The 14039-nt window shown below is 60.6% G+C and carries 9 protein-coding genes; 7 read left to right on the top strand and 2 right to left on the bottom strand.

From position 1 onward, the window contains the following. Positions 1–35: 35 nt before the first annotated feature. The gene (gene cmrA, locus CGLY_RS12170) at positions 36–869 is read right to left on the bottom strand and encodes a mycolate reductase (RefSeq protein ID WP_038549777.1); all 834 of its coding nucleotides are present in this window, start codon (positions 867–869) and stop codon (positions 36–38) included. Between the two features lie 322 nt (positions 870–1191). Between cmrA and CGLY_RS12165 the strand changes: the two genes are divergently transcribed. The 3 genes from CGLY_RS12165 (at position 1192) to CGLY_RS12155 (ending at position 5238) form a co-directional block, all read left to right on the top strand. Next, entirely contained in the window at positions 1192–2853 is a 1662-nt protein-coding gene (locus tag CGLY_RS12165; RefSeq protein ID WP_038549775.1) for an SLC13 family permease, read from the top strand. Between the two features lie 122 nt (positions 2854–2975). Next, positions 2976–4112 (top strand): acyltransferase family protein, encoded by a 1137-nt coding sequence (locus tag CGLY_RS12160; protein WP_081803910.1) that lies wholly within the window; start codon positions 2976–2978, stop codon positions 4110–4112. Positions 4113–4185: 73 nt separating this feature from the next. Then, on the top strand, positions 4186–5238 hold the full coding sequence (locus tag CGLY_RS12155; protein ID WP_052540147.1) for an acyltransferase family protein: 1053 nt from the start codon (positions 4186–4188) through the stop codon (positions 5236–5238). A 233-nt stretch (positions 5239–5471) separates the two neighbouring features. Here CGLY_RS12155 and CGLY_RS12150 read toward each other — a convergent pair whose 3' ends face one another. Then, entirely contained in the window at positions 5472–6239 is a 768-nt protein-coding gene (locus tag CGLY_RS12150; RefSeq protein WP_038549772.1) for an SDR family oxidoreductase, read from the bottom strand. Between the two features lie 102 nt (positions 6240–6341). On the opposite strand from CGLY_RS12150, the gene CGLY_RS12145 reads away from it, so the two are divergent. The 4 genes from CGLY_RS12145 to CGLY_RS12120 all read left to right on the top strand — a co-directional run bounded on the left by CGLY_RS12145 (position 6342) and on the right by CGLY_RS12120 (position 13906). Further along, complete coding sequence (locus tag CGLY_RS12145) at positions 6342–7190, top strand: helix-turn-helix transcriptional regulator (protein ID WP_038549769.1); 849 nt, start codon at positions 6342–6344, stop codon at positions 7188–7190. A gap of 655 nt (positions 7191–7845) precedes the next feature. Beyond that, positions 7846–9579 carry a type I restriction-modification system subunit M gene (locus CGLY_RS12140; protein ID WP_038549767.1) on the top strand — a complete coding sequence of 578 codons (1734 nt, stop codon included), beginning with the start codon at positions 7846–7848 and terminating at the stop codon, positions 9577–9579. Then, positions 9576–10721 carry a restriction endonuclease subunit S gene (locus CGLY_RS17195; protein ID WP_158407394.1) on the top strand — a complete coding sequence of 382 codons (1146 nt, stop codon included), beginning with the start codon at positions 9576–9578 and terminating at the stop codon, positions 10719–10721. Before CGLY_RS12140 ends, CGLY_RS17195 begins: the two co-directional genes overlap by 4 nt. Then, the gene (locus CGLY_RS12120) at positions 10718–13906 is read left to right on the top strand and encodes a type I restriction endonuclease subunit R (RefSeq protein ID WP_038549758.1); all 3189 of its coding nucleotides are present in this window, start codon (positions 10718–10720) and stop codon (positions 13904–13906) included. Before CGLY_RS17195 ends, CGLY_RS12120 begins: the two co-directional genes overlap by 4 nt. Positions 13907–14039: the final 133 nt, after the last annotated feature.

Raw genomic sequence — 14039 nt, 5'->3', positions numbered from 1 at the left:
TTGGCGATCTGGTTCGGTGTCAATGCGGTTTCCTTCTAGTTTTCGGCCATGCGCGAGTATGCTGCGCCGAACAGGGGCGCGGTGAGGCGGCGGGGTACATAGGTGGAGATCACGTTCGCGACCTTCGACAGCCCGCCGGGGACGACGCGCAGCGTGTTTGCCGCGAGCGCATCGAGGGTTTCCCTCGCGCAGTCAGGGTAGGTGGTCCACACGAAGTCGGGGGTGGCCCGGTCGACGATCGTACGCTCTGCATCGTCTTTTACTTCCTCACGCACCGGCCCCGGTGCAAGGAGAGTACAGCGAACGCCGGTGTTCTTCAGCTCGTAGTGGAGGGCTTCGGTGAAAGTGTTCACCATCGCCTTCGTCCCGACATACGTGGCGTTGTTCGGGATGGCGGCGTTGCCGGCGACCGAGCCCACGTTGACGATCCCGGCGTCCCCGCTGGCCACCATGCCCGGAAGAACCGCAGAGGTGAGCTCGAAGACTGCGGTGGCATTGAGCTCGAACTGGAGCCGTTCGTAGGACGGGTCGAGTGTGCGGAACTCGCCGAAGGTGGCAACGCCGGCGGAGTTGATGATGATGTGCACGTCCCGTGTCGTGATTTCATCGATCAGGGTGGCGCGGGCCGAAGCGTCGGCGAGGTCGCAGGCGCGGATTTCGGTGCTGATGTCCGGACGGCTGGTGGCGAGCTCCTCGCGGATCTGTTCCATTGGCCCAGTCGTGCGGGCGACGAGCAGTAGATTGTGTCCGCGGCGGCCGAGTTCCAGCGCGATCGCCTGCCCGATTCCCGATGATGCACCGGTGACGACGGCGACGCGGTTCGGGCCGGGCGTGGGGAGGGCGGACGGGTAGCGGGAACGGCGGAACACGATGGTGGGACTCCTCGGTGTGGACGGCGTGAAGTGCCTCTTCAGGTTACACGGGCGGTAGGGCGCCGTCGGTGAGACGGAGTGGTCCGGAACATGCCGGCACCGGTCGCAACGGGCGCGGGCACGATGGGGCAAATGGGGGTGGTAGATCCCTAAAACCTGACTCTTCGTGACGTCAGTTGCGGGATCTTCGGGGCCGGGCGTGGTTTATGGGGGTAGATGTCCTTCGGAAAACAACCCCGTCCGGAACAACATTAGCCTCGGAATAGTAATCGTCCTACCCTTGTGACTGACGTTTACTATCCACGAGAGGACACACACCATGTCTGCCAAAGCCGGAGCGGGCGGAAACCCGTCCGACCCTGATACTTCCACGGCGACCGATGACCCTGGCGCCGTCACCGAATCCCCAGCTGAGGACAACGCTCCGGCTGGCGAGGAGCGCCAGGAAGGAGATGTAGAACGCTCCAACAACATCAAGCGTTTTCGTAGCCTCGGTATCGCCGTGGTCCTTGCCGTCATCATCTACTTCCTTTTCCCGTCCAACGGCGCGGACCTGATCAATGAGGCCTATCCGGACGACGACAATGGTCCCTTCGACATCGATACGATCCGGGTGACTGCTGCTGTGGCAGTCCTCATGGGGGCGTTGTGGATGACCGGCGCGTTGCCTCTCGCAGCGACGGCGATGATCCCGTTGGTAGCCTTCCCCGTTCTCCAGGTAGCAGGGTTCGGTGACGTCTCCGTCGCCTACGCAGAGCCCACCATCTTCCTGTTCATGGGCGGATTCATCCTCGCCCTCGGTATCCAACGGTGGGGACTTCATCGACGCGTGGCGCTGCTTGTGGTCCTCTGGGTGGGAACGAAGCCGAAACAGCTGGTCCTGGGGTTCATGATCGCCACCGGCTTCATGTCGATGTGGGTGTCGAACACCGCGACCGCCGTTGTGATGCTGCCGATCGGAGTCTCCGTACTGGCACTGACCGCAGAGCGGGTCGGCGGACACCAGAACCAGAAGAAGTTCGCTACTGCTCTGATGCTGGCGATCGCATACTCCGCCTCCATCGGTTCCCTCGGAACCCTGATCGGAACCCCACCGAACGCCCTTATGGCGGCGTACATGTCGTCCAGCCATGGCATCGAGATCGGATTCGGTAAGTGGATGATGGTCGGCCTGCCGTTGGCCATCGTCTTCACCGTCCTCGCCTGGCTTGTCCTCGTCACAGTTTTCAAACCTGAGATGGACGAGATCCCGGGTGGCAAGGAGCTGATCCGCAAAGAGATCGACGACATGGGGAAGATCACCCGCGCTGAAGTCACCGCCGGCATCATTTTCGTCTGTACGGCAGTCGCCTGGATTTCGTTCCCGCTGCTCGCTGAGTACGTCGACTGGTGGTCGATCACGATCGCAGATGCTGCGATCGCCATGACCGCCGCGGTGCTGATGTATATCGTCCCGGTCAACAAGCGTGGGACGCGGGTGATGGACTGGGAGCACACCAAGGAGGTTCCGTGGGACGTCCTGATCCTCTTCGGTGGCGGTCTCGCCCTGTCTTCAATGGTGTCAGCCTCCGGCCTGTCACTCTGGATCGGTGAGATGGCCAAGGGGATGGATGCGCTGCCACTGGTACTGCTGGTGTTCGCGATTGCCGGTGTTGTGCTCATTCTGACCGAGTTCACCTCCAATACCGCAACGGCCGCGACTTTCTTGCCGATCATGGGTGGTGTCGCGGTTGGTATCGGTCTGACAGCGGACAATGAAATGAACATCATGTTCCTGGTCATTCCCACGGCATTGGCGGCGACCTGCGCATTCATGCTGCCGGTAGCGACGCCTCCGAACGCCATCGCCTACGGTTCGGGGTATGTGAAGGCCGGCGACATGCTCAAGGGCGGGTTCTGGCTGAATGTGATCGCCATCTTCTTGATCACCCTCACCGTTTTCGGCCTCGCAGTGCCGGTGTTCGGGCTGACGTTCGGATAGCGACGACAACCATCCCCGGGGACAAGAGGCTCCGCTTCCACCCCGTTTCCCGGAGGGAAGGTTCCGGCATAGTAGCGTCAACCTAAGATGTCTTCAGGCTATGCAGAGAGTGAGCGGATTCAGTGCCACCCGAAGTGACCCCGGTGTCGTCGGGCACTCCGTCCTCGCGTAGCGGCCACCGTGGCCGCATCGGCCGCGTCGGTTGGGTGGATGCGGCCAAAGGTCTCTGTATCCTGCTGGTCGTCGCCGGGCACGCGAACATCACCTTGAACAACAACGGCTATGACACCGGCATCTGGGAGAAGATGAGCCTGATGCTCGGGCCGTTCCGCATGCCGCTGTTCTTTCTGTTGACGGGCCTGTTCGCGGCGAGAGCCCTCTCTGAGCGCTGGCGGTCGTTCGCCGACCGCCGCGTCTGGATCATGGTGTGGCTGTTCGTACTGTGGGTGCCGATCCGCGAGATCTGGTTGTCGATGGTGCCGCTCACCTCCGTGGGAAACAGTGACGGTATCCCCGCACCACAGGGCCTCGATCCGGAGAACTGGGGGCCGATGGCTGAGCGCATCGGACTGTCGGTACTGGGACCGGAATCCTACCTGTGGTTCGTGTACGCGCTGGCGTTGTTCGCCGTCGTGTCGAAACTGACACGGCGGGTGCCACCGGTGATTCAGCTTCTGGCGGCCATGGCGCTCAGTGTGCTGAGCCCCTTGGCGGAATTCGACTGGCCGTGGAATGACATTCTGCGAACTTATTTTTTCTACCTGCTGGGCATGTACGGAGCACCATGGATCCACCGGCTGGCACAACGCCGCTCACTGTGGATCATCGCCGGTTCCGTGTCCGTCTACGCAGTGGTTGCGTTATGGATCGACGCCACCCATGACCACTTCAACTTCGGGCTCAACGGTCCGGTACGGCTGTTTCTGGCCCTGGTGGGGATCATCGCTGTGGTCAGTGCGTTCTCCTACATGGAGTCCTGGCGTATCACCGTGCCGTTCAGCAAGGTCGGAGCACGGACACTTCCCGTGTTCCTGATGCACATCATGGTGCTGGCGACGGTGGCCTTCCTCCTCGACCTCGTCCTACCGGCTGATCCGGGCCTGCCGCTGCAACCACTGATCCTCGCGGGCATCGCTGCTGTGCTCTGCCTGGGATTGCACAAGGTACTCATGGCGTGTGGCTTTTCGTGGCTGTTCCGGCGACCACAGTGGATGCGGCGGCGCTACCTTGACAGTGAACGGAGGAGGCAGGAACCATAACGGGCTCCTTCTCCGCCGTCGACGGAGGACGGGAAGTGGACATCTGACGGTCTCCTCGCGTTATCGTGGCCGCGTGTCCACCCGTAACCACCGCCTCGACCGTGCCAAAGGGATCCTCATCTTCACCGTCGTCCTGGGACACCTGCTGGCGAGGGCCGCGCCCTGGGACTCTGACGTACTGCGGGCCCCGATGTACCTCATCTACTCGTTCCACATGCCCGCCTTCATCTTTCTGGCGGGCATCACGGCGAAGTCCAACCGACTCCCGGAACGTATCCTCAGCTTCCTCGTGTTGCTGGCCACGGTGCTGCCACTCATGTGGGGATGGTTGTGGGTCTTCGATCTTTCCCCGGACTTCGCTTTCCTCACGCCTTTCTGGTACTCATGGTTCCTTCTCGCGATGGCGTGGTGGATGGTCACTGTGCCGTTCATCGAACGTTTCCCCCGCGCAGCGCTCGTCACCTCGGTGATGACCGGCATCTTCGGCGCCCTCCTCCCAGCGTTCGACAATGAACTCTCCGCCGTTCGAACATTGGTTTTCTGGCCGTTCTTCGTGATCGGAAAGCTCTACGGCCAGCGGCTACTTGACTGGGCGGGCGGACTCACCGTCTGGCGGAGGATCATTCTCACCGTCGCAGCAGTGTCGGTGACCGGATACTTCTACGTCATCAAGCTCGACAATGACTGGTTCTACGGCAACCACAAGTTCGTTCATTTCGACGTCAGTGTTCCGGAAGGGGTGGGAATTCGCCTGATCCTCGACCTCGGCGCTTCACTCATGACCCTGGCGCTGCTGGCATGGGTCGGAAACCGGGAATCGTTGCTCGCCACCGTCGGTCGACACAGCCTCTCGGTCTACGTGCTCCACGGCTTCGTCGTGCGTGCTCTCGAGCCCGTGCTTGCGGGCAGCCTTGAAGTGTACGGCCCGCTCGTGATTCTCGGCATCTGTGTGGTTCTGGCGGTACTGGCGACGTGGCTGCTGGCGTGGGGGCCGTTCGACCGCGCCCTGCGGTGGTACGCCAGGACGGTCACCGAGCTTCTGCTCAGGCCGTTCGCGCCTGTGCGTCCGACGAAGGGTGTATCGCCGGGGCACGGAGCCCGGAACACGGGGGACGCTCCTCGTTAGTGCCCCGGCAGATTCGAACCCGCGTCCGCCAGACCCGTAGCCCGCGATCGAGGCCGTCTGCCAGCGGAACCAGGATGATTCTGGTTGTCGTCACTGCGTCGTGTTGGTCTTCGCGTCAGATCATGTGAGGCGTTTAGGCACTCCCGGTCCTGTCAGGTCTTGACGGTCACGTGTTTGATCGCTACCCGTCAGGCATCACGACTGGAGGCACGGGTAGGCGATGCACACGACTGTCATCGGTTCCCGTGAGGGTCGGTGGAGTTCAGCGCTGCGACGGTCTCCTTGTAGTTCCCGCGGGCCTCGGCGTAACGCAGGAACTTCACGCGTTCGACCTGGATCTCGGTGGCCGCAGGCTGCGACTCGATGAGGGAGATGACTTCCTCGATGAACTCCTCCAACGGCATGGCGAACGAACTCTCACGCTGCCCGGGAAGAAGGTCGGTAGCCACCGAGGGAGGCTGCAGTTCCATGACCTTCACCGAGGTTCCGGCAAGCTGAAGGCGCAGTGTCTCACTGAACATGTGGATCGCCGCCTTCGTCGCGTTGTAACTCGGGGTGGCCTTCAGGGGGGTGAATGCCAGTCCCGAGGAGACGGTCATGATCGTGGCGTCCGGACGGGTCTGAAGGTGTCCGATAAACCCGGCGATAAGCCGTATCGGGCCGAGCAGATTGGTTGTGACCGTGTTCTCCGCGCTCGTGAGGGCATCGTCCGGACTGGTCCAGTCCTCGACCTGCATGATCCCCGCCATGGCGACGAGGACATTGACCTCCGGGTATTCGGTGAGGACCCGGTTCGTTGCTTGCCGGACACTCTCAAGGTCAGTCGTGTCGATCTCGATGGTGTGGATGCCGGGATGGTCGTCGCTGATTTGCGTGAGGCGCCCGGTGCGGCGTCCGCCGACGATGATCTCGTTGCCCTTCGCCTGCAGCTCCACGGCTAGCGCCAGACCGATGCCGCTCGTCGCGCCCGGAATGAAGATGGTGTTGCCCTTGATGTCCATGCGTCCAAGTATTAGGCCCCGGCGGGGTGGCTTCCAGAGTCTGTTTATCGGGGGACGGCCGGTCCCTGGCTGAGTGTGGCGGGGTCACCGATACTGGTGGTCATGGATCGTGATGCACTTGGTGCCTTTCTCTCTCGTCGCCGTGCGGCGTTGCAGCCCTCCGACGTCGGACTCACGACTGGGCGTCGACGCCGCGCAGCCGGCCTGCGCCGGGAGGAGGTCGCCCTGCTGGCGGGGATGTCGACGGATTACTTCACGAGGATTGAACAGGGGCGTAGTGCACGACCGAGCGCCCAGATCCTCGGTTCCCTGGCCCGTGCGCTCCGGCTGACCCCTGACGAATGTGACTACTTGTTCCGGGTCGCGGGTCTCAATGCGCCGGACCGCCACGACAGTGACGACTACGTCCCGCCGGCGCTGCTGCGGGTGCTCGACCGATTGTCGGACACGCCTGCGCTCGTCATCTCTGTCCTGGGAGAGACTCTGGTACAGAATGGACCAGCGACGGAACTCCTGGGGGACCGTAGTCGCTTCATCGGCCTGGAACGAAGTGAGATCTACCGTTGGTTCGTCCACCCGGCGAGCGAACGTCTCCGCTATCCGGCTCACGACCATGAGCGACAGAGCCGTGCTCAGGTCGCGTCGCTCCGTGCAGCTCTCGGCGCGATGGGGGCGGGCTCCCGCGCCGGCGAACTGGCCGACGAACTCAGGCGGCGGAGCGAGGAGTTCGCGGCCCTTTGGGAGGAGCATGAGGTGCACCAACGATTCGCGGATCACAAGACGCTGATCCACCCCGAACTGGGAGAGATCGACGTCGACTGCCAGTCCCTGTTCACCGAAGACCAGCACCATGCTCTGCTGGTGCTCACCGCGGAGCCTCGCTCGGAAGCGGCACACAAGCTCGAATTACTGGCAGCGCGCGGAACGTGCCGAAGTGCCGTCGACGGGTGACCTCCGGGCGACCAGGCAGATGTTTTTGTGCCCCCGGCAGGATTCGAACCCGCGACCGACCGGGTCTAGTTGGTAGATGCCTTCTACTGCAGGTCGTAGTCAATAACCTGGCTGTTAGAACGTGTTTTTCGCTCATCATTGGTTCCCGCTAGCGCCCGGATATTCCCGCTAGTTCCCGCACTCAAATACAAGTTCAAATACAAGATTGGTTCCCGTCGGGTTCCGCTCCGACACCTGACGGAGTCGGACGGCCTTGTCCCGCCGTCATTTCCAGTTGCTAAGCAAAATGGCGACTATCTAGTGAGTAGGGCGGGGTAGTGGTTGACGGTCACCCTTCCAACGCCCAACAGCTTCCCCGACTCTCCGGTACCGAGAGTCGGGGAGGGCCTGCCATGTCGTGGTGAGGGAGACGAGATTGCGTTATGCACCTTCCCAGGAGATTCCGTCTCGGTCGACGGCCGAGAGTGGGCGGCCGGAATGTGGTCATGGAGCGGTGGCTTGCTGTTTCGCCAGCATCGCCTCCTTGAAGTCCTGCTGAACGTACATGTCCGACGCTACGACCACACGTGACACGGCTCGGCCACCTGCCCACCGGTCGCTGGTAGGGCAAGTACGATCATCTATGTCGTATCGCTCAACTGAGGCAGGAATGTGAATGAGTAATCTCGGGCCCTTCGTCTGGTCGATCGCCGATCAACTCCGTGGTGTGTACAAGCCGCATCAGTACGGCAGCATCGTCCTGCCGTTCACCATCCTGCGCCGCCTCGATGCGCTCATGGCATCGAGGCGCGACCTGATGCGGTCAACGGCGTCTCTTCACACTGGTGGGGTCCTCGACGCGCAGATGCGTCGGGCGACGGGCCTGTCTTTCTATAACACAAGCCAGTACGACTTCAATCGGCTGCTCGATGACCCGGACCAGCTTCGTGAGAATCTCATCGAGTACGTCACGAGCTTCTCGTCTAACATTGACGTCTTCGAGCAGTTCGGTTTCGAGCAGGTCATCAGCACCCTCGATGACAACAACCGCCTCTACCTCGTCGTCGAGAAGTTCGCCGGTGTCAACCTGCATCCTAATGCGATCTCCAACGCTGAGATGGGCGAGCTGTATGAGCACCTCATCTACAAGTTCGCTGAAGCATCCAACGAGGAGGCCGGGGAGCACTACACACCTCGTGACGCGATACGCCTGATGGTCGACCTGCTCTTCGCCGAGGAGCAGGAGCCACTGACCAGTGAGGGCGTCGTTCGCACCGTCTACGACCCCACAGCCGGCACCGGCGGCATGCTTTCGGTCGCGGAGGAGCGACTGCATCAGCGCAATCCCAGTGCTCGACTGACGCTCTACGGTCAGGAGATCAATGGCCAGTCTTACGCGATCTGCAAGTCGGACATGATTTCCAAGGGCCAGGACATCGGAAACATTCGCAAGGGCGACACTCTCATCAGGGATGAGTTCTCCCGCCGCACCTTCGACTTCTGCCTGTCCAACCCGCCTTACGGAGTCGACTGGAAGGCCGCTGCGGAGTCGGTGAAGCAGGAGCACCGGGAGGGGCGGCTTGGTCGGTTCAACGCTGGATTACCGCCTGTTAGCGACGGGCAGATGCTGTTCCTGCAGCACCTGGTGTCAAAGATGCGACCGGCACATGAGGGCGGTGGCCGTGCCGGCATCGTCTTGAATGGTTCACCGCTGTTCACCGGTGGTGCTGAATCTGGGCCCAGCAAGATCCGGCAGTGGCTGCTCGAGGAAGACCTCGTGGATACCATCATTGCGTTACCGACCGACATGTTCTTCAACACCGGCATCGCCACCTACGTCTGGATCCTCGACAACGACAAGCAGCCTGAGCGTCGCGGCACCGTCCAGCTCATCGACGCCAGCGGCATGTGGACGAAGATGCGCAAGGGTATGGGGTCCAAGCGCCGCGAGATCTCCATTGCCCAACGCGACGAGATAGTCGGCATCTACGACGCCCATGAGGACGGCGAGCACTCCAAGATCCTGCCCACCAGCGAGTTCGGCTACTGGACGATCACCGTCGAGCGCCCACTGCTGGATGACGACGGTGAGGTCGTCCGCGACCGCAAGGGCAATCCGAAGCCGGACAGCAAGAAGCGCGACACTGAGAACGTGCCGTTCACCTACGGCTGCAACACCGAAGGTTCCGACGGCAAAGACGCGACCATCGAGGCGTACTTCGACGCTGAGGTGGCCCCGCACGTGCCGGACGCTTGGATCGATCACAAGAAGACCAAGGTTGGCTACGAGATCCCCTTCACCCGAATATTCTACAAGTACGTACCACCGCGCCCACTCGAGGAGATCGACAAGGATCTCAAGGCCAAGGTCTCCAAAATCCTGACGCTGCTGAAGGCGGTGGAAGTGTGAGTGCACCATTAAGTGCAGAAGTACAGTTGAGACGCTTGGCAACTTGTCGCGATGACCTCCGAGAGCCTTTGAATGCTGTCGAGCGATCTGAGCGTCCGGGAGACGTGCCGTATTGGGGTGCAAACAGCATTCAAGGGTACGTCGATAAGGCAAAACTGGATTTTCCAGTGGTTCTGTTGGGTGAGGATGGTGCTCCGTTTTTCGACCGTTCTCGGGATGTTTCCTTTTATCGCAACGAACCCATTTGGCCCAATAATCACATTCATGTTCTTGTGCCGAGCGAAGCAACAGATGGCCGTTGGCTGGCATACGCCTTAAATAGTGTAGACTACTCGCGGGTGATCAACGGATCAACTCGGGATAAATTGACGCAAAGTGCAATGATGTCAATTGCATTGCCAAATACTCTTCCCGATGGGCAGCGGGCTATTGCTGATTATCTGGACCGTGAGACGCAGAAGATCGACGAGCTGATCACCGAGCAGCGCGATCTCATTGAAACGCTGAGGGAACGACGGAAATCCGTGATAGATCAGGGTGCCGAGGAGTCTGTTGCCGAAAGAATCCGGCTGCGTTATCTGTTTTTGCCAGCGGAAGTTCGAAATCAACATGGCGAGCAGGTGCTTTCTGTCTATCGGGACTATGGTGTAATCCCGAAGGGTTCGCGTGATGGTAATTACAATGTTACTCCTGAGGACGTCTCACGGTACCTCCTTGTTCGTCCAGGTGACCTTGTTGTCAACCGTATGAAGGCTTGGCAGGGCTCACTCGGAATATCCCAGCATCGAGGAATTGTCAGCGGCGATTATGAGGTTCTACGGCCGACAACGGAGCGGTTGCACCCTATGTTCGCTCACCTATATTTGAGAAGTGCTCGAATGGTTGGACAATATGTTGTCCGTTCGACAGGAATTCGCCCGTCGCAATGGCGTCTGTACTGGAAACAGATGGGCGATATAGCGATACCAGTCCCGCCCATTCGAAAGCAGCAGGAAATCGTATCGTTCGTAAGCGAGCAGATCTCCCGCATTGATGAGCTCATCTCCGAGTCCCAGGATCTCATCACGCTCTCGAAAGAGCGCCGCGCAGCGCTGATCACTGCAGCGGTGACCGGTCAGATCGACGTAAGGGAGGCAGCATGAGTGGTCAGCACAAGGAGATCGAGTTCGAGCGCGAGCTCGCCGAGTACCTCGAAGCCCACGGATGGCTGTACTCGGACAATGATGACCTCTACGACGTCGAACGCGCTCTGGTTCCCACGGACGTCTTCCCGTGGCTCCAAGAAACACAGCCCCAGGCATTCGAGAAGTTCGTCAAGCCAGGCACCGCCGATGAGGACAAGCGTCGTCGCATGCTGCTCGACCGCCTCGTCACGAGCCTGGACAAGCCGATGACCGATCGCGAGGGCGCTCTACGCACATTACGTAAGGGCTTCAACGTCGCCGGCCTCGGTGCAGGGTCGGCGAAGTTCGACATGATGCAGGCAAAGCCCGAGACCTCGCTCAACCCGACCACGCAGGCGAAGTACGAAGCTAACCGTCTGCGTGTCATGCGCCAGGTGCATTACGGCGATGGCAACAAGTCCATCGACCTGGTGTTCTTCCTCAACGGAGTCCCCGTCGCGACAGCAGAGGTCAAGACCGAGAACACCCAGACTGTTGAGAATGCCAAGCAGCAGTACCGCGAACGCATCATCCAGCTCAAGGGCAAGAAGCCCTTCGCCCTACTAGGCAACGGCACCAGGGCCCTGGTGCACTTCGCCGTGTCCGAAGACCAGGTCTGGATGACCACGAAGCTCGACGGGGCCAAGACCCGCTTCCTGCCATTCAACCGTGGCACAGAAGACGGTGGGGAAGGCAACCCGCTGAACCCGAACGGGCAGAGGACCGCATACTTCTGGGAACAGGTACTTCAGCGTGATGCGTGGCTGGCAATTCTCTCGCGCTTCATCTGGATCTCTGAGTCCCGGACTCTTGACAAGACCGGTCGACAGAAGCGCTCGTACACGCTGATCTTTCCCCGTTTCCACCAGTGGGACGTCGTCGAGAAGCTCGAACGAGCAGTCACCGCCCCTGAGCCCGACAAGCGCTTCCTCATCCAACACTCGGCCGGGTCGGGCAAGACCAACTCGATCGCCTGGCTGGCCCACCGCCTGGCACGCCTACAGGTCAACAACGAGAAGATCTTCGACACCGTCATCGTCGTCACCGACCGCAACGTGCTGGATGCGCAGCTGCAGGAGGCGATCAAGCAGATCGACACGGACAACCAATCGATCGTCGCTACCATCGACGACATGGCGATCCGAGAGTACGCCAACCTCAACGAGGGGAACACCGCGTCGAAATCCGGAGCGCTCGGTCACGCCATCGAGTCGGGCAAGCTCATCGTGGTCGTCACCATCCAGACGTTCCCGTTCATCCTCGACAAGATCCAGAACGCCTCCGAGCTCAAGGCGAAGAAGTTCGCCATCATTGCCGATGAGGCGCACTCCTCGCAGTCGGGTAACACCGCAGCACAGCTCAAGAGCGTACTCACGGCAGAGCAGCAAGAAGAGCTCGACGATACCGGTGAGGTTGAGGTCGATGCCGAGCAGATGATGATCAACAGGATGCTCAGCCACGAGATGGCCGCCAGGGCCTCCCACGAGGGCATCTCATTCTTCGCCTTCACTGCGACTCCGAAGAAGAAGACCCTTGAACTGTTCGGGCACCGTGACAGCGACGACGGCGAACCCAGGCCATTCCACCTGTACTCGATGAAGCAGGCGATCGAGGAGGGGTTCATCCTCGACGTGCTGCGCGGGTACCGCACGTACAAGATGTACTTCGACCTGGGCGAGAAGATCGAAGGCTCACTGAACACCGAGGTCGATGAGACCAAGGCGAAGAAGGAGGTGATGCAGTGGGTGAAGGTCAATCCGAAAACGATCGCTCAGAAGGCAGCGATCATCGTCGAGCACTTCCGCGAGAATGTCGCCCACCTGCTCGACGGGGCGGCCAAAGCCATGGTTGTCTCTCCCAACCGCCTCGGTGCCGTGCGCTACAAACGCGAAATCGACCGGTACATCAAGTCGAGGGGACTCGGCTATGGAACCCTCGTCGCCTTCTCCGGGACGGTCGAGGACGCGGACACCAGTGCTGAGCTCGGGCTGGAGAGCCTGACTGAAGCGACGATGAACCCTGGCACCCGTGATCTGCGCCAGGAGTTCAAGAGTGATCAATACCGGGTGATGATCGTGGCCAACAAGTTCCAGACCGGCTTCGATCAGCCGCTGCTGTGCGCGATGTATGTCGACAAGAAGCTCTCCGGCATCACCGCCGTGCAGACCCTCTCCCGACTGAATCGGACCCACACAACCTCGAGCGGGACGAAGAAGACCGCAGCGATGACGCAGGTCGTTGACTTCGTCAACGAGCCTGCAGAGATCCAGGAATCGTTCGAGCCTTACTTCAATGACGCCCACATCGACGAGGTAACGGACCCGAATCTCATCTGGGACATCGTGTCCAAGCTCGACGGTGCTGATATTTACGAAGCCGACGAGGTCCAGGACGTCGCGACCGTGTTCGTGACAGAGGGAACCGGGACGGGATCGAAGGTCAACGGTAAGATCGCCAAAGGCCTGGGGCCGGCGAAAAAGCGGTTCCGGGAGCAGTGGAAGCATGCGCAGCTGACCGAGGACCGCATCGAGCTCAATGAGCTCGAACTCTTCCGCAAGAACACGACCTCGTTCCTGAACTTCTACGATTTCATGACCCAGGTCGTCGACTACGGGAACACGGACCTAGCGAAGAAGGCGATCTACCTGCGCCTACTCGCGCCGCATCTGCGGGATACGGAGATCTCCGAGACCATCGACCTCACCGATGTCGAGCTCACCCGCCTTCAGCTCGTTGGGGAGCAGCCTGTTGACATCGACATCTCCGCCGGGGGAGTCGTCACGGGGACAACCGCTGTGGCAAGTGGTGAGCCACGTGATCCGAAGATGGTTGCGCTTCTTGAGGTCGTCCGAGAGCTCTCGACGATGCTCGGCGAATCCGAGGAAACCACCCACGGTGCGGTGTCGACGATCCTCTCCAAGCTCAGCGAGGACGAGACTCTGGTGCAGCAGGCGAAGTCGAACAGTGAGTCGCAGTTCGAAGAGAGCCCAGACCTCCAGGCAAGTACCGATGAGGCTGTACTCGGTGCCGGCGACGTCATGAGTCGGGTCAGCGAGATCATCTTCGCAGGCGATGCCAACGCAGAACGAGCGCGGCAGCTCATCGCACGCGCTTTCTATCGTTCACAGGCCGATGGGATGTCGCTTCCAGACGAACCGACATAGTCTCAACGGTACTATTCGCTAGACCTTCTGTTAGCTTGATCCTGCGCTGAGCTTACAGGGACAGGATCACGGTGAAGAGGTGCGCAACTCAGCAAGGGCCTGGCCGCAGGGGATGCAGTTTCTGTTAGCAGGG

It is taken from the genome of Corynebacterium glyciniphilum AJ 3170 (assembly GCF_000626675.1).
Lineage (GTDB): Bacteria > Actinomycetota > Actinomycetes > Mycobacteriales > Mycobacteriaceae > Corynebacterium > Corynebacterium glyciniphilum.
Note: the sequence above shows the minus strand (reverse complement) of the source record. Positions and strands in the feature narration are given on the sequence as shown.

Bases quoted from the DNA above. Each gene is read 5' to 3' on its own strand.
- CGLY_RS12165 (WP_038549775.1), top strand. From the start codon at position 1,192: ATGTCTGCCAAAGCCGGAGCGGGCGGAAACCCGTCCGACCCTGATACT.
- CGLY_RS12150 (WP_038549772.1), bottom strand. From the start codon at position 6,239: ATGGACATCAAGGGCAACACCATCTTCATTCCGGGCGCGACGAGCGGC.
- CGLY_RS12145 (WP_038549769.1), top strand. From the start codon at position 6,342: ATGGATCGTGATGCACTTGGTGCCTTTCTCTCTCGTCGCCGTGCGGCG.
- CGLY_RS12140 (WP_038549767.1), top strand. From the start codon at position 7,846: ATGAGTAATCTCGGGCCCTTCGTCTGGTCGATCGCCGATCAACTCCGT.
- CGLY_RS12120 (WP_038549758.1), top strand. From the start codon at position 10,718: ATGAGTGGTCAGCACAAGGAGATCGAGTTCGAGCGCGAGCTCGCCGAG.